Annotated in this window: 23 protein-coding genes, 1 pseudogene and 1 other annotated feature; of the genes and pseudogenes, 2 read left to right on the forward strand and 22 right to left on the reverse strand. The window is 43.2% G+C overall.

All coding sequences use genetic code 11. From position 1 onward, the window contains the following. The 5 genes and pseudogenes from HMPREF2780_RS07725 to typA all read right to left on the reverse strand — a co-directional run. A pseudogene (locus tag HMPREF2780_RS07725) lies at nucleotides 1-257 on the reverse strand (cell division protein FtsQ/DivIB); the annotation flags it as partial. Beyond that, a complete protein-coding gene (locus HMPREF2780_RS07730) occupies nucleotides 254-1324 on the reverse strand; it encodes a UDP-N-acetylglucosamine--N-acetylmuramyl-(pentapeptide) pyrophosphoryl-undecaprenol N-acetylglucosamine transferase (RefSeq protein WP_048777937.1) in 1071 nt (356 codons plus the stop codon). The pseudogene HMPREF2780_RS07725 and the gene HMPREF2780_RS07730, both read right to left, overlap by 4 nt. Before the next feature lies 1 nt (nucleotide 1325). Next, a complete protein-coding gene (gene murD, locus HMPREF2780_RS07735; RefSeq protein WP_045773860.1) occupies nucleotides 1326-2678 on the reverse strand; it encodes a UDP-N-acetylmuramoyl-L-alanine--D-glutamate ligase in 1353 nt (450 codons plus the stop codon). A gap of 244 nt (nucleotides 2679-2922) precedes the next feature. Further along, complete coding sequence (locus tag HMPREF2780_RS07740) at nucleotides 2923-3201, reverse strand: DUF3165 family protein (protein ID WP_008809110.1); 279 nt, start codon at nucleotides 3199-3201, stop codon at nucleotides 2923-2925. Between the two features lie 23 nt (nucleotides 3202-3224). Continuing rightward, a complete protein-coding gene (typA, locus tag HMPREF2780_RS07745) occupies nucleotides 3225-5072 on the reverse strand; it encodes a translational GTPase TypA (RefSeq protein WP_012000144.1) in 1848 nt (615 codons plus the stop codon). A gap of 181 nt (nucleotides 5073-5253) precedes the next feature. Between typA and HMPREF2780_RS07750 the strand changes: the two genes are divergently transcribed. After that, nucleotides 5254-5979: a 16S rRNA pseudouridine(516) synthase gene (locus HMPREF2780_RS07750; RefSeq protein ID WP_105026440.1), complete on the forward strand. Its 726-nt coding sequence runs from the start codon at nucleotides 5254-5256 to the stop codon at nucleotides 5977-5979. Between the two features lie 165 nt (nucleotides 5980-6144). Here the strand turns inward: HMPREF2780_RS07750 and HMPREF2780_RS07755 are convergent, their stop codons facing one another. The 3 genes from HMPREF2780_RS07755 to HMPREF2780_RS07765 all read right to left on the reverse strand — a co-directional run bounded on the left by HMPREF2780_RS07755 (nucleotide 6145) and on the right by HMPREF2780_RS07765 (nucleotide 7438). Continuing rightward, nucleotides 6145-6522: a rhodanese-like domain-containing protein gene (locus HMPREF2780_RS07755; protein WP_185760670.1), complete on the reverse strand. Its 378-nt coding sequence runs from the start codon at nucleotides 6520-6522 to the stop codon at nucleotides 6145-6147. Continuing rightward, on the reverse strand, nucleotides 6519-6743 hold the full coding sequence (locus HMPREF2780_RS07760; RefSeq protein ID WP_020992685.1) for a YqgQ family protein: 225 nt from the start codon (nucleotides 6741-6743) through the stop codon (nucleotides 6519-6521). Before HMPREF2780_RS07760 ends, HMPREF2780_RS07755 begins: the two co-directional genes overlap by 4 nt. Nucleotides 6744-6922: 179 nt before the next feature. Then, nucleotides 6923-7438 carry a Dps family protein gene (locus tag HMPREF2780_RS07765; RefSeq protein WP_105026442.1) on the reverse strand — a complete coding sequence of 172 codons (516 nt, stop codon included), beginning with the start codon at nucleotides 7436-7438 and terminating at the stop codon, nucleotides 6923-6925. Nucleotides 7439-7606: 168 nt separating this feature from the next. Between HMPREF2780_RS07765 and HMPREF2780_RS07775 the strand changes: the two genes are divergently transcribed. After that, complete coding sequence (locus HMPREF2780_RS07775) at nucleotides 7607-8269, forward strand: prepilin peptidase (RefSeq protein ID WP_105026443.1); 663 nt, start codon at nucleotides 7607-7609, stop codon at nucleotides 8267-8269. Here the strand turns inward: HMPREF2780_RS07775 and trpA are convergent. From trpA to rsmD, 14 genes are all read right to left on the reverse strand, one after another. Next, complete coding sequence (gene trpA, locus HMPREF2780_RS07780; protein ID WP_060970866.1) at nucleotides 8238-9017, reverse strand: tryptophan synthase subunit alpha; 780 nt, start codon at nucleotides 9015-9017, stop codon at nucleotides 8238-8240. The genes HMPREF2780_RS07775 and trpA overlap by 32 nt on opposite strands. Beyond that, complete coding sequence (gene trpB / locus HMPREF2780_RS07785; protein WP_105026444.1) at nucleotides 9010-10233, reverse strand: tryptophan synthase subunit beta; 1224 nt, start codon at nucleotides 10231-10233, stop codon at nucleotides 9010-9012. The genes trpA and trpB (HMPREF2780_RS07785) overlap by 8 nt, the downstream gene beginning before the upstream one ends. Next, a complete protein-coding gene (locus HMPREF2780_RS07790; protein WP_105026445.1) occupies nucleotides 10223-10810 on the reverse strand; it encodes a phosphoribosylanthranilate isomerase in 588 nt (195 codons plus the stop codon). Before HMPREF2780_RS07790 ends, trpB (HMPREF2780_RS07785) begins: the two co-directional genes overlap by 11 nt. Then, nucleotides 10797-11564, reverse strand: a complete 768-nt coding sequence (gene trpC / locus HMPREF2780_RS07795) for an indole-3-glycerol phosphate synthase TrpC (RefSeq protein ID WP_045773866.1) — start codon at nucleotides 11562-11564, stop codon at nucleotides 10797-10799. Before trpC ends, HMPREF2780_RS07790 begins: the two co-directional genes overlap by 14 nt. Continuing rightward, on the reverse strand, nucleotides 11561-12565 hold the full coding sequence (gene trpD / locus HMPREF2780_RS07800; RefSeq protein ID WP_105026446.1) for an anthranilate phosphoribosyltransferase: 1005 nt from the start codon (nucleotides 12563-12565) through the stop codon (nucleotides 11561-11563). The genes trpC and trpD overlap by 4 nt, the downstream gene beginning before the upstream one ends. A 10-nt stretch (nucleotides 12566-12575) precedes the next feature. Next, nucleotides 12576-13139 (reverse strand): aminodeoxychorismate/anthranilate synthase component II, encoded by a 564-nt coding sequence (locus HMPREF2780_RS07805; RefSeq protein ID WP_061586154.1) that lies wholly within the window; start codon nucleotides 13137-13139, stop codon nucleotides 12576-12578. Further along, nucleotides 13136-14494, reverse strand: coding sequence for an anthranilate synthase component I (gene trpE, locus HMPREF2780_RS07810; RefSeq protein ID WP_105026447.1), 1359 nt, complete (start codon nucleotides 14492-14494; stop codon nucleotides 13136-13138). Before trpE ends, HMPREF2780_RS07805 begins: the two co-directional genes overlap by 4 nt. Nucleotides 14495-14897: 403 nt before the next feature. Further along, nucleotides 14898-16079: a tryptophan synthase subunit beta gene (gene trpB, locus HMPREF2780_RS07815; protein ID WP_002921983.1), complete on the reverse strand. Its 1182-nt coding sequence runs from the start codon at nucleotides 16077-16079 to the stop codon at nucleotides 14898-14900. Between the two features lie 62 nt (nucleotides 16080-16141). Continuing rightward, nucleotides 16142-16371, reverse strand: a binding site (T-box leader). Between the two features lie 75 nt (nucleotides 16372-16446). Further along, a complete protein-coding gene (locus HMPREF2780_RS07820) occupies nucleotides 16447-16986 on the reverse strand; it encodes a VanZ family protein (protein ID WP_061596553.1) in 540 nt (179 codons plus the stop codon). Continuing rightward, a complete protein-coding gene (rlmN, locus tag HMPREF2780_RS07825) occupies nucleotides 16973-18061 on the reverse strand; it encodes a dual-specificity RNA methyltransferase RlmN (RefSeq protein ID WP_061594633.1) in 1089 nt (362 codons plus the stop codon). The genes HMPREF2780_RS07820 and rlmN overlap by 14 nt, the downstream gene beginning before the upstream one ends. A gap of 9 nt (nucleotides 18062-18070) precedes the next feature. After that, nucleotides 18071-18607, reverse strand: a complete 537-nt coding sequence (locus HMPREF2780_RS07830) for a YutD family protein (protein ID WP_045634724.1) — start codon at nucleotides 18605-18607, stop codon at nucleotides 18071-18073. A 171-nt stretch (nucleotides 18608-18778) separates the two neighbouring features. Then, entirely contained in the window at nucleotides 18779-19822 is a 1044-nt protein-coding gene (locus HMPREF2780_RS07835; protein ID WP_045634725.1) for a SepM family pheromone-processing serine protease, read from the reverse strand. Continuing rightward, entirely contained in the window at nucleotides 19809-20303 is a 495-nt protein-coding gene (gene coaD, locus HMPREF2780_RS07840; RefSeq protein ID WP_045634726.1) for a pantetheine-phosphate adenylyltransferase, read from the reverse strand. The genes HMPREF2780_RS07835 and coaD overlap by 14 nt, the downstream gene beginning before the upstream one ends. After that, nucleotides 20293-20841: a 16S rRNA (guanine(966)-N(2))-methyltransferase RsmD gene (gene rsmD / locus HMPREF2780_RS07845; protein WP_185759714.1), complete on the reverse strand. Its 549-nt coding sequence runs from the start codon at nucleotides 20839-20841 to the stop codon at nucleotides 20293-20295. The genes coaD and rsmD overlap by 11 nt, the downstream gene beginning before the upstream one ends. Nucleotides 20842-20913: the final 72 nt, after the last annotated feature.

Genomic DNA, 20913 nt, shown 5'->3' on the forward strand with positions numbered 1-20913 from the left:
GTCTCTTCAGACTCATTTGTCTCATCGTCATCTGAAGCTTGATCTTGAGCTTGGTCTTCTTTTTCATCTTCGCTATTATCTGTTTCGTTTGTCCCAGCAGATTCTGAAGTTTCCAAAGTCTCATCGTTACGCTCTTCTTCATCAGTTTCAGAGGCTTTTTCTTGAGATTTTTTTTCTAAGTACTCCTGATGACGTTTTTGCCACTCAGATAAATATTTTTGGAGTTCTTTTTGGTCACCTTTATCTTTTGTCGTCATTTTTTCCCTTTGTTTATATCATTTTTCAATACAGCATAAAAATCTTCTACTGACTTGATTTCATGAGAATTTTTCATGGCTTGATAATATGTATCTTTATCCCTTAGAACCTGTTCCACAGAAGCTTCAAGCCCTTCTAAAGTTAGCTGCTCTTCTTCCAGCTTCACAGCATATCCCTTTTTCACAAAATAATCCGCATTTTCAATCTGATCACCACGGCTGGCTTCGCGTCCTAAAGGAACGATAATGTGCAACTTAGCCATAGCAAGGAGCTCAAAGATTGTATTAGAACCACCACGGGTCACAACTACATCTGCCAGGTCCATCAAAGGCTGATAGAGGTCCGTCACATAGGCTCTGCGAAAGAGTCGGTCAGACAAAGTATCCAAACTCTCATCGCCTGTCAGATTGATGATATTATAACGCTCGGTCAATGTAGCTTGATTCTGACTGACAAAATCATTAAAAACCTTGGCACCAGCAGAACCACCCACAAAAAGAAGAGTTGGCAACTCTTTATCAAAATACTGACGGATTTCTTCTAGTTCCTGCGGTAGGACTGGCTCTTGACTACCGACCTTGGTCACAGCTCCGACATGCTCAATCTTGGTCAGACTAGAGCTTTGCTCAAAGGTTGAATACATCTTGGTCGCACACTTATAGGCGATTTTATTGGCCAAGCCAATGGATAGATCCGATTCATGAACATAGACGGGCACTCCTGACAGCCGAGCTGCAATCACGGGCGGAACAGATACAAAGCCTCCCTTAGAAAAGAGGGCCTGCGGCCGTACCTTGAGCATGATGCCCAAAGACTGAAAAATGCCCCAGACGACCTTAAAGCCATCCAGCAGATTCTGCCACGAAAAGTAGCGACGAAGTTTACCGGTAGCTACCGAATGGAAGGTCACGTCCAGTCCCGACTTTTGGATTTCTTGATACTCAATACCATGCTTATCGCCAATATAATGGACCTGCCAGCCTTCTTTGATAAATTTCGGAATCAGGAGAAGGTTGAGGGTTACATGCCCGACCGTTCCTCCGCCTGTAAATACAATCTTTTTCATCTTAACCTTTTAATTCTTCAAATGCAGCGAGGAATTCATCGCCACGGACTTCAAAATTACTATACATATCCCAGCTAGCATTGGCAGGACTGAGCAAAACAATATCTCCTGGCTCTGCTTGAGCAAAAGCCTTATGAGCTGCATCCCGGACATTAGTCGCATCCAGATAAGAAACACCAGCCTGATCAGCGGCTCTCTTTACACGCGGAGCTGATTGCCCTAAGATTACCATCTTCTTGAGCCCTTTGAGGTCAGGCACCAACTCGTCAAATTCATTGCCTCGGTCCAAGCCACCTGCAATCAGAATCACCTTGCTATTGTCAAAACCGGACAAGGCTTTCTGGGTTGCCAAGATATTGGTAGACTTACTGTCGTTGTAAAAGGCAACCTCATTTACCTGGCCCACATACTGGAGACGATGCTTAACGCCTCCAAAAGCTGACAAGACTTCTTTGATCGTCTGATTATCAATACCACGAAGTTTAGCTACTGCAATAGTAGCCAGAGCATTTTCGACATTGTGACTGCCAGGAACACCGATTTCAGCCACCTTTATAATCGCTTCTCCACGGAAGGTCAAGACATCACCATCAAGATAGGCACCATCCACCTTTTCAGTTGTTGAAAAAGGAACAACAGTAGCCTGAGTTTGGCTAGCCATTCCCTTGGCCCAATCTTGATTGAAATTCAAAACAAGATAATCATCAGCTGTCATGTTTTTCTGGATATTCCACTTGGCAGCTGCATATTCCTCAAAAGAGCCATGGTAGTCCAGATGAGTCGGCATGAGATTGGTGATCACAGCTATCTGTGGATGAAAAGCCTCAATCCCCATCAACTGGAAGGAAGACAGTTCCATGACCAGTGTATCTTTGCCACTAGCTGATTGGGCTACTTGACTGGCAGGAAAACCGATATTACCAGACAAAAGACCATTTTGACCACCAGCCGTCAAGACTTGCGCAATCATGGTTGTGGTCGTCGTTTTGCCATTTGATCCCGTAATACCAATAATTGGAGCTTCAGAAATCAGATAAGCCAACTCAACTTCAGTGATAACAGGAATCTCCTTCTCCAGAGCCCGAATAACCATAGCATTATTATAAGGAATACCTGGATTTTTAACCATCAATTCAAAGTTTTCATCCAGCAACTCCAGAGGATGGCCTCCTGTCACCACTTTAATGCCTTCTTCTAGCAAGGATTGAGCAGCAGGATTTTCCTCGAAAGGTTTACCGTCGTTAACTGTCACGATGGCTCCTAATTTATCTAAAAGGCGAGCAGCAGATTCACCTGACTTAGCCAAACCTAAAACCAAGACTTTCTTGTTAGCAAAACTTGCTATATTCTTCATAAAAAACCTCTTTAATTGTACTTCATTCTATTTTACCCTTTTTTAAAGAAATAAAAAAGTCATAGATGCGCTTTATTTACGTCTGTTGTTAACTTGTGAAAAAAATGTGATATTTTTTCTGATTTGCAATGATTTGTAATAGAATTCTAAAAGTTATCAGAGTTTAACTCTTATCCTCCTTTCATTTCACAATCTATAAAAAAAGGCCCAGAACTAAATCAAATTTTAGTTCTTAAGCCAATTTTTAATCTTTGCTTTTATCGTCTAAAAAATCAAACAAACCAGGTTTCTTATCTAATCGAGCAATGTCGCGTAAGGCAAAATAAGCCAAAATAAGCATAGCAGCCCCGACAAATAACTCTCCTGGCATTTGAAAAATCCTAAACGCTGCTAATACCAAGAGAATGATAAACAAAACCAAGACTAATACAACTGATAAGACATTAAAGGTGCCTTTAATGCTCTGAGGAGCAGCAAAAAGGTAATATAAGAGTATCAAAATTCCAATTATTAAATAAACCATCTTGCTACTCCTTTCCCTTTTACTTATTCAGCTGCAGCTGATTTTTTCTTTTTGTTGGCTTTCTCGCGCTCTGCCTTGTTTAGAATTTGCTTACGCAAACGGATAGACTCTGGTGTTACTTCCATGTATTCATCATCATTCAAGAATTCCAAAGATTCTTCCAGGGTCAAGATACGAGGTGTCTTGATAACAGCTGTTTGGTCCTTGGTAGCTGAACGAACGTTAGTCATCTGTTTAGCTTTGGTGATATTCACAGTCAAGTCGTTTTCACGAGAGTTTTCACCGATGATCATTCCTTCATAAACCTCAGTACCTGGGTTGACAAAGATAGTACCACGTTCTTCAATAGACATGATAGAGTATGTTGTAGCCTTACCAGCATCAATGGAAACAAGGGCACCACGATGACGACCACCGATTTCACCAGGAATCACTGGCAGGTATTGATCAAAGGTATGGTTCATAATTCCATAACCGCGAGTCATAGATAAGAACTCAGTAGAGTAGCCAATCAAACCACGCGCAGGAACCAAGAAGACCAAACGAGTCTGTCCATTACCAGTAGCCACCATATCTAGCATTTCACCCTTGCGTTCTGAAAGGCTTTGGATAACAGAACCTTGGTATTCTTCTGGTGTGTCGATTTGGACGCGCTCAAATGGTTCGCACTTAACGCCATCAATCTCTTTTACGATAACTTCTGGACGAGATACTTGTAGCTCATAACCCTCACGGCGCATTGTTTCGATCAGGATGGACAAGTGCAACTCTCCACGACCTGAAACAGTCCATTTATCTGGTGAGTCTGTTGGGTCAACACGAAGCGAAACGTCTGTTTGCAATTCTGCTTGCAAGCGTTCTTCCACCTTACGAGAAGTCACCCATTTTCCTTCACGACCTGCAAATGGTGAATTGTTTACCAAGAAGGTCATTTGAAGCGTTGGCTCATCGATGTGTAGGATTGGAAGAGGTTCAATGGCATCTGTCGGTGTAATGGTTTCACCAACAAAGATATCTTCCATACCTGAAACAGCAATCAAGTCACCTGCTTTAGCTTCTTGGATTTCACGACGTTCCAAACCAAAGAAACCGAAAAGTTTTGTAACACGGAAGTTTTTGGTTGTGCCGTCTAGTTTAGAAAGGGTAACTTGGTCCCCAACTTTCACACTACCACGGAAGACACGCCCGATACCGATACGACCTACGAAGTCATTGTAGTCCAAAAGAGACACTTGGAATTGCAAAGGCTCATCTGAATTGTCCACTGGAGCTGGGATATGGTCGATGATGGTATCAAAGATTGGTGCCATTGTTTTTTCTTGATCAGCTGGATCGTCTGACAATGAAGAGGTTCCGTTGATCGCTGATGCATAAACAACTGGGAAATCAAGCTGGTCATCATCTGCACCAAGCTCGATGAAGAGTTCCAATACTTCGTCTACTACTTCTGCTGGACGAGCTGATGGTTTGTCGATTTTATTTACAACCACGATTGGAACAAGGTCTTGTTCCAAGGCTTTTTTCAATACGAAACGAGTTTGTGGCATGGTTCCTTCGTAGGCATCTACCACCAAGACAACACCGTCAACCATTTTCATGATACGCTCAACTTCTCCACCGAAGTCCGCGTGTCCAGGTGTGTCCATGATATTGATACGAGTTCCGTTGTAGGCAACGGCTGTATTTTTAGCAAGAATTGTAATTCCACGCTCTTTTTCGATATCGTTTGAGTCCATCGCACGCTCTGCCAACTCTGTACGTGCATCAAGAGTTTCAGATTGTTTCAATAATTCGTCAACGAGGGTTGTTTTCCCGTGGTCAACGTGGGCGATAATCGCAATGTTACGGATATCTTCTCTTAATTTTGTCATGATTGCCTCTATTACTTTAAATTTTTATTTCTAACTGAACAATTATACCACAGTCTAATTCAAAAATCACAGTTTAGCTAAGTGTAAATGTTTTCATTGAAAAATCAGCCCTTCTCGCATTATTTGCATTTCTTACATTGAAAACTTATAATTAAGCATAAGATTATTAAAAGGAAGAACTATGCGATTAGACCGTTTGCTAGCTCAAGCATCAATTAGCCGAAAATCCATGAAACGAGCCTTGCTCCGAGGGGCTATTCTGGTAGATCAGAACCCCGCTAGAAGTCTTAGCCAAAATGTAGATACTGGTCTACAAGAAATCCTCCTCAATAAACAAAAGATTTCTGCTCCTGCTCATCGTTATTTTATGATGAATAAACCGCGAGGCTATATAACAGCCAACTCCGATGCTAGTAAAGAAACAGTAATTGATCTGATTAAAAAGGAAGACTATAGTGGAGAACTATACTCTATTGGTCGCTTAGACCGAGATACGACTGGCCTCCTCTTAATTACTGATAATGGCCCCCTTGGTTTTCAACTACTTCATCCTCAATATCATGTAGATAAAACTTATTACGTCCAAGTCAACGGACTTCTAAATAATCAGGCTATTGAAACCTTCCAACAGGGCGTTCGCTTCTTAGATGGCAAGGTTTGTAAGCCGGCTCAACTCATAATCCATTCTGCTACCCCTGTTTTGAGCACAGCTTCTGTAACTATCTCAGAGGGAAAATTTCACCAAGTGAAGAAAATGTTCCTAGCAATAGGTGTGAAAGTTATCTATCTCAAAAGAACTCATTTTGGAGACTTTCAACTTGATCCCAGTTTGGCTGAAGGTGACTATCGTTCTTTAAATCAAGATGAGCTAAAGCTTATCAAGAACTATCTAGAACTAAGTCGATAGATTATATATTTTTTCTATCTTTAATACTTGGCCATTCTTCTTGACTAAACGATCAAATCATAACCACCCGTCTATGTACCTTACGGAGCAAGATGGACAAAAATCACATAATAAAAGGCACAGATAAAATCTGTGCCTTTTATACATAATATGTTTAAAGCTAAATTAACTTGTTTTAACTTTTCCCTTCCAGCTATCCAGACCATAAGACAGGATATAGATGTCAGAAAAACCATTTTTCTTTAAAAGAAGGGCTGCATTCATTACTCGTTGACCGCGAGCATTTTCATAGAGCAAGACTGGCTTATCTTTACGAAGTGCTCCCAAATTTCCTTTTAACTGCGTTGATGGGATGTTTCGAGCCCCCAAGATATGTTTTCGATGAAAGTCAACAGGTTCTCGTAAATCCACAAGCTGACCTCGACGGATTAGGCTCGCAAACTCTGCATTTTCAACTACTTTTGCTGCTCTACGCAATCTAAAATAGTTAAAGCCCATCCAAGCCAGTATACCAGCCATAATCGCCATCAAAATCCAGGTCATTTCTTCCATTCTCCATTCTTCTCAATATATTTCAACTCTAACTGATGTTCACGGCGCAAGACTGCATCAGCCTCTAAATATTCTAGTTTGTCCATCAAGCCCGCATCGTAAATTCGCTCTAACTCAATCTTCATCAGTTCTATATCATACAATCGCTTGCCCATATAGATTACGATGCCAAAACTTTTAAGAAATTGCTGAACATCATAAAGTGTTTTCATGTGCCCTATTGTACCAGAATTTGCACATATTTTCAAGATGGAAAAATAAACAGAAAAAGCAGCTGTGTCAGCTACTTTTTCAAAGAGGGGTGATAAAAAATACGTATCATTCTAAAATTAAATTTCTCTATATGAAACTCTAATCATATTTTAGAATTTAACTTCTTCTTTAATTTTTTTTACAATCCTGGTGCTTGACCAATTTCAGCTGTCAACATCCAGATTGTCTTTTCTAAATCTGCTTTAGCTCCAACAAAGATATCATTGGTTACATCGTCACCTTCTTCGTCAGTCACATCCAGCGCTTCTTGGTATACATTTGTCAAATAGCGGAAGATTTCAATTACACGCGCTAAACTTTCTTCTACATTTTTGCTAAATTCACCAGCTTTTTCTTCGATCTTACTATGTTGGATAAATTCTGTCAAAGTAGAGTATGGTTTACCACCCAAAGTAATCAAACGTTCACTAACTTCATCCAAAGTTGTATCCAAAGTTTCCATGTATTCATCCATTTTTGGATGCCAAACCATGAAACCAGCGCCACGCATATACCAGTGAACTTGGTGAAGAGCAATATGAGCAGTATAAAGATCTGCCACTACTTGGTTCAATACAGCCTTAGTTTTTGGCAAAGAGTTTTGATTTACAAAAGTTGCTACATCTGTTGCAGCGGCATTTTTTACTTGAGTCATATTCTTACCTCGCTTATTTTATTTATAATCATTCTAATCTTTTTAGATTATGGTTTAATTATAATGCTTCTAAATAAGAAAGTCAAGACAAAAGATTCAAAAAAAGACTTTATTAGAAAAGTTGCAAAATTTCAGAATTTTTCTGTTTAAAATTACGAATAAATAAGTATGATTCACCTATACTTTTTTCTTGTTGGTACCGTCTTTGCCTCATTCCTAGGCTTGGTCATCGACCGCTTCCCAGAGCAGTCTATCATCGCTCCAGCTAGCCATTGCAATGCCTGCGGGAAAAGATTGGCACCGCGTGATTTGATTCCTATTTTTTCCCAAGTCATGAACCGGCTTCGTTGCCGCTTCTGCGGAGATAAGATTCCCTTACGCTATTTATTTTTTGAATGTCTCTTGGGCGGTCTTTTTCTGGCAACTTCTCTGAGCATTCTTTCCATTAGTCAATTATTGGTAGTCACCATGGGCTTAACCTTAGCTATCTACGATCAAAGAGATCAACAGTATCCCTTGATGGTCTGGTTAATTTTTCAGCTCTTGCTGATGGTGACAGCAGGCATCAATCTTCTCATGCTTTTCTTTTTAGCCTTAGGACTTCTAGCCTTCTTCTACAATCTTCGTATTGGTGCTGGTGACTTTCTATTTCTGGCGTCCTGCTCAGCTATTTTCAGTTTGACGGAAATTCTCATTCTTATCCAAATCGCTAGCTTCTCTGGCCTCGCCTGCTTCTGCTTTAAAAAGAAAAAAGACAGGCTGGCATTTGTACCCTGTCTTTTGTTTGGTGCTGTGGTTCTTATTTCTTATAAGCTGCTGCTTCTTCGATAAAGTCTGCGATACTGTCATCCTTTTCATGAAGAGCTTTGACAATCTTAGATCCAACAATAACTCCATCTGAGACTTGATTGAAGCGGTCAACATCCTCTAAAGTCGAAACGCCAAAGCCCGTCAGTACTGGAATCTCAGCAATATCACGAAGCTTGCTCAAGTGCTGGTCCAAATCATCGCGGTAGCTTCCGCTCTTACCCGTCACACCGTTGATAGCTACAGCGTAGATAAAACCTTCAGCTTCCTTGATCAGCTCCTGCTGACGTTCTAGTCCAGTCGTCAGACTCACCAAAGGAACTAGAGCGATATCTGAATCTTCCAGCAAAGGCAAGATGAAATTTCTATGTTCGTAGGGCAGATCCGGAATAATCAATCCTTTAACCGGTGTTGTAGCTAAGTCCTTGACGAAATCTTTGAGACCGTACTGGAAAATAGGATTGAAGTAGGTCATGATGATGAGAGGCAGCTGAGTGTCCAACTTCTGCAAGCTTGCGACTAAAGACTTGGCGGAAGTATGGTGACCCAGACTTCTCAGACCGGCTTCTTCAATAACCGGCCCATCTGCAACAGGGTCTGAAAATGGCAGGCCTATTTCAATGGCTGACACACCCAAGTTTTCCAAAAATGCGATAGTTTCTGGCAAACCTGCTAAACCTTTCTCGTGATCACCAGCCATGATATAAGGAAGAAAAATTCCCTTGCCTGCTTTTTTGATGGCTTCTAAATGCTGAGTGAGTGTTTTAGTCATGGGCACCTCCTTTTTGAGCCGCTTCATTTTCCAAGCGTTCCTTTACCTGAACGACATCCTTGTCACCACGGCCGGATAGGCAGATAATCATTGATTTATCCGGTCCCAACTCCTTAGCCAGCTTAACTGCGTAAGCAATAGCGTGGCTAGACTCTAGAGCAGGAATAATCCCTTCAATACGAGACAGGAGCTGGAAGGCTTCCAAGGCTTCTTCGTCCGTGACTGGGACATAAGTGGCGCGCTGGATAGCATTAAAATGAGAATGTTCTGGACCGATGCCTGGATAATCCAGCCCGGCAGAGATAGAGAAAGCTTCCAGAATCTGGCCTTGCTCATCCTGTAGGACATCCATCAAGGCACCGTGTAAAACACCTGGCCGGCCCTTGGTTAAGGTCGCAGCATGTTCATCTGTATCAATGCCTCGCCCAGCGGCTTCTGTTCCATACATGGCAACTGTGCTATCGTCAACAAAGGGATAAAAGAGCCCAATAGCGTTTGAACCACCGCCAACGCAAGCCACTAAAGCATCTGGCAAGGCACCTGCATTTTGCTCAGCAAACTGACGCTTGGCCTCACGCCCAATCACACTCTGATAGTCGCGGACAATCTCTGGGAAAGGATGGGGACCTAAGGCTGAGCCCATAATATAGTGAGTATCATCAACCTGAGCCACCCAAGCTCTCAAGGCAGCATTAACTGCATCCTTGAGGACTCGAGAGCCATCGGTCACTGACTCTACCTTAGCTCCTAAAAGTTCCATTCGAAAGACATTGAGGGCTTGGCGCTTGACATCTTCTTCGCCCATATAGATAGTACAGTCCATATTGAAAAGGGCTGCAGCTGTGGCGGTGGCTACTCCGTGCTGACCCGCACCAGTCTCTGCAATGATTTTCTTCTTGCCCATTCTCTTAGCTAGCAGAACCTGCCCTAGGGCATTATTGATTTTATGGGCACCGGTATGGTTGAGGTCTTCCCGCTTCAGATAAATCTTAGCACCACCAGCATAGGCTGTCAGATTTTTTGCAAAATAGAGAGGATTTTCTCGCCCTACATACTGCTTCAGCAACTCGTCCAGCTCAGCCTGAAAGGCTGGGTCTTTTTTACTCTCACGGTAGGCTTTGTTTAGCTCTAAAACTGCTGTCATCAGCGTTTCTGGAACAAAACGTCCACCAAACTCACCATAAAATCCTTCTTGATTGGGTTGATTATATGCCATGTTTCACTCTTTCTATAAATTCTTTTATCTTTTCTAAGTCCTTCTGGCCGTCAGTCTCGACCCCGCTAGAGACATCAACTGCGTAAGGGGCAAAGTGCTGAATAGCTTCTCGGACATTTCCTGCATTCAAACCACCGGCGATAAAGAAGGGCTGGTGGATTTGATTCTTGTCAAAAGATTGCCAATCAAAGGTCTGACCACTACCAGCAAGAGGTGCATCAAAGAGCAGGTAGTCCGCTTGTTGGCTGACATCTTTTAAGGCTCCCTTGACCTGATAAGCTCGAATAACCGGCCGGCCGATCTCAGTCAGAAGATCTTCATTAAAATTGCCATGAATCTGCACCAAATCCAGATTTGCCACCAAAATAGCTTCCTGCAGCTCTGTCAAGCTTGGAGAAACAAAAACTCCTACCTTTCGGACAGTAGCTGGTACCAAGGCAGCTAGCTTCTGTGCTTGCTCCAAACTGACCCTCCGATGGCTCTCAGCAAAGACAAAACCAATGTAATCCGCACCACTCTGGCATGCCGTTTCCACAGCGCTGGCCGTTGATAAGCCGCAAATCTTAACCTTTGTCAATTTTCAGCTCCTTAATTTTTTCTGCCACATCCTCTGCCTGCATCAGGGCTGTTCCGACTAAAATCGCATGGAAATAAGGAGCTACTAGCTCAGCATCTTCCTTGCTGAAAATAGCGGACTCAGATACGTAAACCCTGTCATCTTTGAAATGGGCAGACAGCTGAAGACTTGTATTGATATCTGTCTCAAAAGTAACTAGATTGCGGTTATTGACACCGATAATCTGCGCTCCTATTCTATGAGCAATTTCCAGCTCCGCCAGATTATGGGTTTCGACCAGAACTTCCAAACCTAAACCTGTCGCAAAATCATAGAGTTCTTGCAGCCGCTTTTCAGACAAGGCACCTACAATCAGAAGAATGACTGTCGCTCCAGCATTGCGGGCGCGAACAATCTGTTTTTCATCAATAATAAAGTCCTTATTGAGGGTTGGAATGGTCACTCGGCTGGAAATCTCTCTCAGGTAATCCAGATGTCCTTTGAAGAAAATCTCATCTGTCAGGACCGAAATCATAGCTGCACCGCATCGTTCATAAGTGCGAGCCTGCTCCACAATATCCACAGCAAGATTAATATCTCCCAAACTTGGACTGGCTTTTTTGACCTCAGCAATCAGCTGCAGCTCTTGGGACTGGCTTTTGAGATACTCATAGAGGGAATAGGTCGAGCGCAGGGGTTGCAGTTCTTCATAGGACATGGCTGCCATTTCCTGCTCTTTTTGCTTTAGAATGGTTGGAAGAAATTCTTTGCTCATTTCTGATACTCCTGTAGTTGCTTGAGTTTTTCATAGGCTGCGCCACTAGCGATCACTTGGCGGGCCAAAGCTATTCCTTCTTCTATGCTATCTGATTTTCCATTAGCGTAGAAACCCAATCCAGCATTCAGAACTGTCGTTTCTAGATAAGGACTGGCTTGATTTTGCAGGACAGATAGCAGAATTTCCGCATTTTCCTTGGCATTGCCTCCACGAATCGCTTCAAGAGGTATCTCTTTCATGCCAATATCTGACGGCAGAAAGCTGTGCAGGCTGATTTGCCCATTTTCCAGCAGGGCATACTGGGTACAGCCATGAAGACCGGCCTCGTCAAGACCATCTGGACCCGACACAACTACTGCACGCTTACGGCCCATATTTTTCAAGACCTCTGCCGTACTCTCTAGCATATCTGGTCGGCTGGTCCCCAAAAGCTGAGTTTCTAGACTCATGGGATGGATGAGCGGACCAGTTAGATTCATGATAGTGGGAATGCCAAGACTAAGACGTGCTGGCATGATGTATTTCATGGCTGGATGCATATTCTTTGCAAAGAGAAAGACGATACCTGTCTGTTCAAAAACCTTGCCCAAGCTAGCAGCATCCAAGTCTAGATTGATACCAAGAGCTTCTAAGACATCAGCTGAGCCTGACTTAGAAGAAATAGATCGATTGCCATGCTTAGCCATCTTAATCCCGCCACCCGCTAGTACAAAAGCTGCTGTAGTCGAAATATTGAAGCTGAAAGACTTGTCCCCACCCGTACCGCAATTGTCCATGGCAGTGCGAATGGTGGTCGGAATCTGCTTAGCATGGTCTCGCATGACCTGTGCCAAAGCGGTTCGTTCCTCGATTGTCTCTCCCTTCATCTTGAGCCCCAGTAAAAAGGCTGCAATTTGGGACTCTTCCACCTGTCCAGTGACAATACGCTCGATCACATCTGTCATCTCAGCGCCACTTAAATCCTTAAAATCAGCTAGTTTTGCAATAATCTCTTTCATATCGTCTCCTCTATTTTACTAAGTCAATGAAATTCTTGATAGACGACAAGCCGTCTGGCGTGCCAATACTTTCAGGATGATACTGAAAACCATAAATAGACAGGCTCTTATGCTGGATAGCCATAATCGAGTTATCATCAACCGCTCGAGCTGTCACTTCAAAGTCCTCCGGCATCTCTTCAATCAAAATCGAATGATAGCGCATGACCGGCTGCCCATCCTCTATTCCTTTATAGATAGGAGATTTTCTCTCAAAGCGCAGAATACTTTGTTTGCCGTGCATGACCTTGGGAGCCAAACCTAGCTTTCCGCCAAATACTTCTGCAATGGCTTGGTGTCCCAAGCAAATCCCCAATATCGGCTTTTTACCAGCAAAATCGCGGATAAGTTCTTCCATCCGTCCTGCATCTGCTGGCCAGCCTGGCCCCGGAGAAAGAACCAAAGCATCAGCTTCTTCTGCCGCTTGATAAAGGCCTGCATCATCATTTCGCAAGACCTTAACTTCTGCAAAATTTCCAATATATTGGGCTAGATTGTAAGTAAAAGAATCATAATTATCAATCAATAAAATCATTGCATCTCTCCTATCTTGGTCATTGATTTGGCCTTGTTGATGGTTTCTTGGTATTCATTAGCAGGGATCGAGTCATAAACAATACCCGCTCCAGCTTGAACGTAAGCTCTGCCATTTTTCAAAATCATGGTCCGGATAGCAATGGCAAAATCCATATCCCCTGTCGCAGAAAGATAGCCGATAGCCCCTGCATAAACGCCACGTTTTTCCTGTTCCAGCTCATAGATTCGCTTCATGGCCCGAATCTTAGGCGCACCCGAGACAGTGCCGGCCGGCAAGGTTGACTTGAGGGCATCCATGGCTGTCAGTTGGGGCAGAAGCTGACCACGAACTACACTAGTCAGGTGCATGACATAGCGGAAATACTCCACTTCCATGTACTTAGTGACTTCCACGCTGTTATTCTGGGCAATTTTACCGATATCATTACGTCCCAAATCAACTAACATACGGTGCTCAGCCACTTCCTTCTCGTCAGCCAGCAACTCCTCTGCCAAGGCTTTATCTTCTCTTTCATCCTTCCCTCGCGGTCTGGTTCCAGCAATAGGATTGGTCGTAACCTGCCCCTGCTTGACAGACACCAGACTTTCTGGGCTGGCTCCGATAATCTGATAATCTCCGAAATCATAAAAGTAGAGATAGTTGGAAGGATTGGTCACGCGCAGATTGCGATAGTAATCCAGCGGTCTACCAGAATACTCTGATGAAAAGCGCTGACTGAGAACACATTGGAACATGTCGCCCTGTCGAATCAAGCTCCGTGCTTCTTCCACCATTTTTTCAAAAGCTGTCTGCTCGATATGACTCTGGAAGTTCAAACTGGACAGTTCCAGCGGTGAAAATTCATCTACCGCAGGCTGCGCCAGCTCAGCCATGATACGCTCCAGACTAGCAGCCAAATCAGCTTCGCTTCTATCACTGTAGAGGGCCTCCTCAAGGATATAGACCTTGTCTTTTTTATGGTCAAAAACCATGTAACTCTCATAGACGAAAAAGTGCATATCCGGCGTTCCAATCACATCAGCTGGAATCTGGCCAATCTCCTCATAGAGGGAAATCATATCATAGCCAACAAAACCGATGGCTCCACCACCAAAAGGCAGGTCTGAATGATGGCCTTTTTTTACGGCTAACTCATGCAGAAAGTCCAATGGATCTGCCTCAATGACTTGCCCATTCTTTGTTAAACGGCCATTTTCATAGCGAACTTCAAAGACTGGATTATAGGCTAGGATAGAAAAGCGAGCTGTCTCGCTATCTCTTGGAATACTTTCCAAAATCACCTTGTGGTCGCCCTGAATCCGCATATAAGCCAGAATCGGCGATAAAATATCAGCTGGTAAAATCTTTTGCATAATGTTTCTTTCTATTTAATCAGAAGCGTTTAAGGAGGAGCAAGCTGCAAGCCATAACTGCATTTCACAAGAACAGATAGCACCTGTCCACCGTCAAAACCTGCTCCAAAACTACAGAAAAACGCCCGCACAGTTCATCCTGTGAGGGCGTATCATCGCGGTGCCACCTCAGTTATGGAGTTTTCATGCTCCACATCTCATTTACTTATTTACAGTCATTTAGATCCCTTTTAGTACAAAGCAGCATACTGGCTCATGGCAAAGTAAGGTAACAAAGTGATAAAAGTTCAACTAAAGGACAAAATTTTGTCTCCAGCAGCCCATTTCATAACTTCTCCTGCCTGTTTACAGCAACCACAGACTCTCTGAAAGGAGAGATATTACTACTCTTCTGCTGGGTATTTTATTTTCGTTTTTCTAGATAGTCAGCAATGGCTGCCACATCCTTGTCTCCACGACCAGATACATTGATAATGATGATTTGGTCAGATGACAGTTGCGGAGCTCGCTTGATGGCTTCAGCAATGGCGTGAGAACTTTCGATTGCTGGTAAAATTCCTTCCTTTTGTGTCAAGAGAAGCAAGGCGTCCACAGCTTCATCATCTGTCGCGGCCACGTATTCTACTCGACCAGAATCCTTAAAGAAAGCATGTTCGGGACCAACTCCAGGATAGTCCAAGCCTGCTGAAATGGAGTAAACCGGTGCCACCTGACCATCTTCAGCAAAGACAGCGTAAGTCTTCATACCATCCACTACTCCGACGCTTCCCTTGGTCATGGTCGCTGCATGCTGGTCTGTATCAAGACCCCGTCCAGCCGCTTCAACACCAACCAGCTTGACTTCTTCATCCGCCACATACTGAGAAAAAGCGCCGATAGCATTGGAGCCACCGCCTACACAGGCAATGACATAGTCTGGCAAGCGGCCTTCCTTGTTCAAAATCTGACGGCGAGATTCTTCACTAATCACCTTTTGGAACTCATGGACAATCGTCGGATAGGGGTGAGGACCGACAGCTGAGCCCAAGACATAGAAGGCTTCCAAATCGTTCATCCAAGCTCCAAAGGCTGCATCCACTGCATCCTTGAGGGTTTTGGTTCCTGTTTCCACAGCGTGAACAGTCGCTCCCATCATTTCCATGCGGAAGACATTGAGACGCTGGCGCTCTACATCCTCTGCACCCATGTAAACATCGCACTTCATACCAAACTTAGCTGCGGCTGCCGCAGTTGCCACACCATGCTGGCCAGCTCCAGTTTCAGCAATGACCCGGGTCTTGCCCATGCGCTTAGCTAGTAGAATCTGTCCCAAAACATTATTGAGCTTGTGTGAGCCCAGATGATTGAGATCTTCCCGCTTCAGATAAATCTTAGCTCCGCCCAGGTGCTGAGTCAGACTTTCTGCAAAGTAGAGCGGGGTCTCCCGGCCTGAATAATCCGCCAAATAATGTCGGTATTCATTTAAAAATTCTGGATCATCCTTATACTTCTCAAAAGTCGCTTCCAATTCATCCAGCAAGGCTTGGATAGGCTCTGGTACAAAGGAGCCGCCGAATTGTCCAAAATATCCTTTAGTTTCTGTCATATTAATTGCCTCTTTTCTTTATTTTCAAGCAAAACAAAAGCCCACACACAGAAAAAACTCTGTGTGAGGGCGTAAAATCGCGGTGCCACCTCAATTATGGAGCAAAGTATAGACTGCCTCCATATCTCTGTCTTGTCTAACAACAAGCTGCACTGTAAGGTGTGCTCACCGAATTTTTATTGCTTCAAATTCATTTTTTGCATCAGCCCACTTCATAATCCTCCACTACCTGTTTCCACCAACCACAGGCTCCCTGAAAGTAGAAAAAATTATTACTTTTCTGATGATTTATTTTATTATAGGTCTTTCCCTTTTTCTTGTCAAGAAAAAATTTTAATTTTTCTTCTAAATCCGAACTTTTCTCTCGCTAATCTCTTTTGAAAACGTCATCTTGACGATCTTTCCAGATTTTCTGACCAAGCTGAAATACCCGCCAAGCCAGATAACCACCCAATGTATTAGTCCAGAGATCATCAATTTCAAAGACTCGATTGGCGTTGATGAGAAGGTCCAGTAGAATCTGAGTCACTTCGATAGACAGACTCATCCCAAAGCTCAGCCATACAACCTTCTTTGTCTTCCGCAACTTCGGAAAGAGCCAAAGCAATTGAAAAATTAAGGGCGACAGCAAGAAGATATTAGCTAGATTTTGGATAAAAACCTTGACCAGCTGGATCCAAGAAGTAATCTCGCCAATATTGACAAAGGAATTAAAAGGGACTAGCAAAACCACTATTCGGCCAAAACACTGGACTCCCGGCGTTTCCATTCCTGGCTCTGGAACTTGAGGAATAAAGCACAGAATGCAAAGCATCAAGAAATAGAGCCAGCTTCCTCCGATCAGCAATCTCCGTCCCTTAGCAGTCAACTCACCGTCTGAAGTCAGGTAGTTCTTAAGGCTGAACATTTTCTACCAATGCTTTCTCGCGATCACGCTTCATGGTATTAGAACGCAGCTGACCGCAGGCTGCATCAATATCCGTTCCATGTTCCTGACGAACCACGCAGTTGACTCCGTTTTTCTTGAGGGTATCGTAGAAGGCCATCACGCGCTCTTTGGGACTGCGGCTGTATTGGTCGTGCTCGCTAACTGGGTTATAAGGAATGAGATTGACATAAGACAGCTTCTTAATGTTCTTGAGTAGCTCAGACAGCTCCTTGGCCTGCTCTACCCCGTCATTGACTTCATTGAGCATGATGTACTCAAAGGTCACCCGGCGGTTGGTCGTCTCAATATAGTATTCGATAGCTGCAAAAAGCTTTTCGATAGGGAAGGAACGGTTAATCCGCATGATGCTGGTCCGCAGATCATTATTTGGGGCATGTAGGGATACAGCTAGATTGACCTGCACACCTTCATTGGCAAAGTCACGAATCTTATGAGCCAGGCCTGAAGTCGAAACCGTGATATGGCGGGCACCGATAGCCAAACCTTTATCATCATTGACCGTCCGGACAAACTTGAGTACATTGTCATAGTTGTCAAAAGGTTCACCGATTCCCATTACCACGATATGGCTGACCCGCTCATCCTGACCACGCTCGTCAAAATACTTCTGAACCAGCATAATCTGAGCAACAATCTCACCATTGTTGAGGTCGCGTTGCTTTTTAATCAAGCCAGAAGCACAGAAGGTACAGCCGATATTACAACCTACTTGAGTGGTCACGCAGACAGAAAGTCCATAGTGCTGGCGCATGAGCACCGTCTCAATCAGCATACCATCCGGCAGCTCAAAGAGGTACTTGACCGTACCGTCAGCAGACTCTTGTACGATACGCTGTTTAAGAGGATTGACGACAAACTGATCGTCTAGTTTGGCAATCAAATCCTTGGAAAGATTGGTCATCTCTTCAAAAGACTGGACCCGCTTGCGGTAGAGCCACTCCCAAATCTGGGTAGCACGGAATTTCTTTTCTCCTTGAGCTTCAGCCCATTCAATCATTTCCTGACGTGTTAAACTATAAATAGATGGTTTCATGTTTCTCCTTTATTTTTGACGGATGACAAAGTGACGATTGGCTTCTTTTGCGACTTTTTCTTTTGGTTTATTTTGACGATTATCGCGACTCTGGTCATTCCGACGTCTTGAGCGTCTAGAACGTGATCGTTTTGACGTTGAACCAGAATTCTGTTCTTGCTCCCGTTTACTGCGAGATTTTTTATCAAAAGAAGCTCGCTTAGGCTGAAGGTTTTCTAATACAAAGTAGGCACAGCCATAATTACAGTACTCCAGCAAATAATCTTCCAAACGACTGATTTTAAAGTCACTTTCCTTAGCTTTTTCATCCTGATAAAAGCCTCGTAGCCGTAACTGATCATTGCCCCAATCACCGACAATATAATCAAACTTGGTTAAAATCTCTGAAAAGCGTTGGTTAAAAGCTGTCACATCAAAAGCTTCTCGGTAGTTCTCTACCAAATTAAACTCAATCTCCTCCGTTAAGACCTGTGAACCAATCTGTTTGAACTCAGGACCAGGAAATTTATTGTAATTATAAAGCTCTGGAGCAATTTCTTTGCGCATATATTTTCTCACTTCTATCTAGATAACTCCTCTATTATACTACAAAAACAGGCAGATTTTAAGCTTTTACCCTTAAAAAGTCATTTCTGAGAAAAGTCAGATAATTTCTCTAATTTGACAAATAGGACTTCCATCAAAAAATAAAGCTGAGACAAGACTGCCTCAGCTTTATTATTTATTGTTCTTAAGATAATCAATGGCATCCTGTAAGGTTTTAACAGGAACAATTTTCATATCTGTTTTAATCTTTTTAGCAGCCTCAACTGCAGTTTCATAGTTTGTCTTTGCTTTTGGATCGATTTTTTTCATTTCTTTTGTTACAGGATTATTGGGAGCAAAGAAGATGCTAGCACCACTTTTAGCAGCTGAGACGACTTTCTTATCAATCCCACCAATATCACCAACTTCTCCATCACGATTGATAGTTCCTGTACCTGCAATCACACGTCCATCTCGTAAGGTTGGATCTGCAAGTTGTGTATAAATTGACAAGCTAAACATGAGACCCGCACTAGGTCCTCCAATGCCTTCTGTAGTAAATTCAATCGGAATGTTACTAGTGACTTCTGTTCTATCGATTAAGCTAATACCGATTCCGTTTTTACCATTTTCTAGCTTAATAATCTTTCCAGTCGCTGATTTTTCTTGGCCATCTTCCTGGTAAGTGACCTTAACCTTATCTCCTAATTTCTGCGAATTAACATATTTCACCAATTCTTCTGAACTGTCAAAAGTCTTGTCATTAACTCCCGTCACCGTATCCGCAATATTCAAAATTCCCTTAAAAGTCGAATCTTTTGCAACTTGCAAAACATAGACGCCCAGATATTTCATGCTAATATCTTTTCCAGCTGTTTTCAAGCCTTGGTACTTGGCCATGTTTTGGGATGTTTCCATATAAAACTGATTGATTCGGATAAATTCTTGGTCCGATGATCCACCAGTCATTTCTTCAGCAGAGTAGATATCCGTGAAATCAGTCAGCCACGCATAGACAAGATGAGCAAAGGTTGCTCGTTGAACTCCAACTGTCACAAACTCGTAGGCCCCAGCTTCCTTATCTTCCTTATTGTCAACCAGCAAGACCTTTCGAATATCTTCTGCACCGCCAGGAACTTCAATATAGTATGGTAAAGGAACCGTCAAAGATACGACAAGCAAAATCAAGCTTGAAAAAATAATAATGGGCCATTTATAAACACTAATTTTTTTCATAAGTTCTTCTTTCTAATTCTTTGATTACACTTTGGGGCACATAGTCCGCTATATCCTGCTGAAAAGCAAGCAGCTCCCGAATACGCGATGAACTGATATGCTGATAGGCTGGTTTGCTGAGCAAGAAAATCGTTTCCAGCTCTCCTGCCAACTCGCGATTAAAGAAGTTCATATCAGCTTCATAGTCCAAGTCTTGGCTGTTACGAAGCCCGCGCACAAAAACTTTAGCTCTCAGTCTCCGAGCTACTGTCACTGCTAGCTCATTCTGCGAAGTGATGACTTCCACATTATCCAAATGTTCTAGCGCTTCTTTGACTATCCGCTCTCTAGCCTCAATTGTGAAAAAACCAGACTTTTCTCGGTTGTAGAAAATTCCTACATAGAGCTTATCAAAGAGGCTGCTGGCCCGCTCAATCAGGTCCACATGGCCCTTAGTGATCGGGTCAAAAGACCCTGTAAATAATCCTATCTTATCTGACATACACCGTCACCTTTGAAATTCCATATATCTTCTGCTTCCAAATGCCCAGCCCTGCAATTTCTTCTGGTAATTCCACATCCTTGTCTGTCTCACAGACTACTAGGACATCCTGACTCAATAGCTGACGCTCCTCTAGCTTCTCAAGGTCTGCCACAATCTGCTCCTTGGCATAAGGCGGATCCAAGAGAACTAAGTCAAAAGCACCTGTCAATATTTCCAAAGCTCGGCCAGACTCCATCTTGAGCAAGTCAAAACGTGTGACCTCCTTAGTCATCTGGATGTTCTCTGAAATGATAGCCTGAGCTCTGCGATCCTTTTCGACTAAGACAGCTTCCTCCATACCTCGCGAAATAGCTTCAATGGCCAAACTCCCGCTCCCGGCATAAAGATCCAGCACTCGGCCACCGTCAAAATAAGGACCAATCATATTAAAAATCGCCCCCTTAACCTTATCGGTCGTAGGCCTAGTCGTCTTGCCATCCAAAGTCTTGAGGGGCCTGCCCCCGTATTTACCTGCAACAACTCTCATAAAGAGTATTATAACATAACTAGCCTCTAGCAGGCCAATCTTTTGAAAATTAAGCAGATAAAAAACAGAAGCACCCCAGCA

It is taken from the genome of Streptococcus sp. HMSC062B01 (genome assembly GCF_001811085.1).
Taxonomy (GTDB): domain Bacteria; phylum Bacillota; class Bacilli; order Lactobacillales; family Streptococcaceae; genus Streptococcus; species Streptococcus gordonii.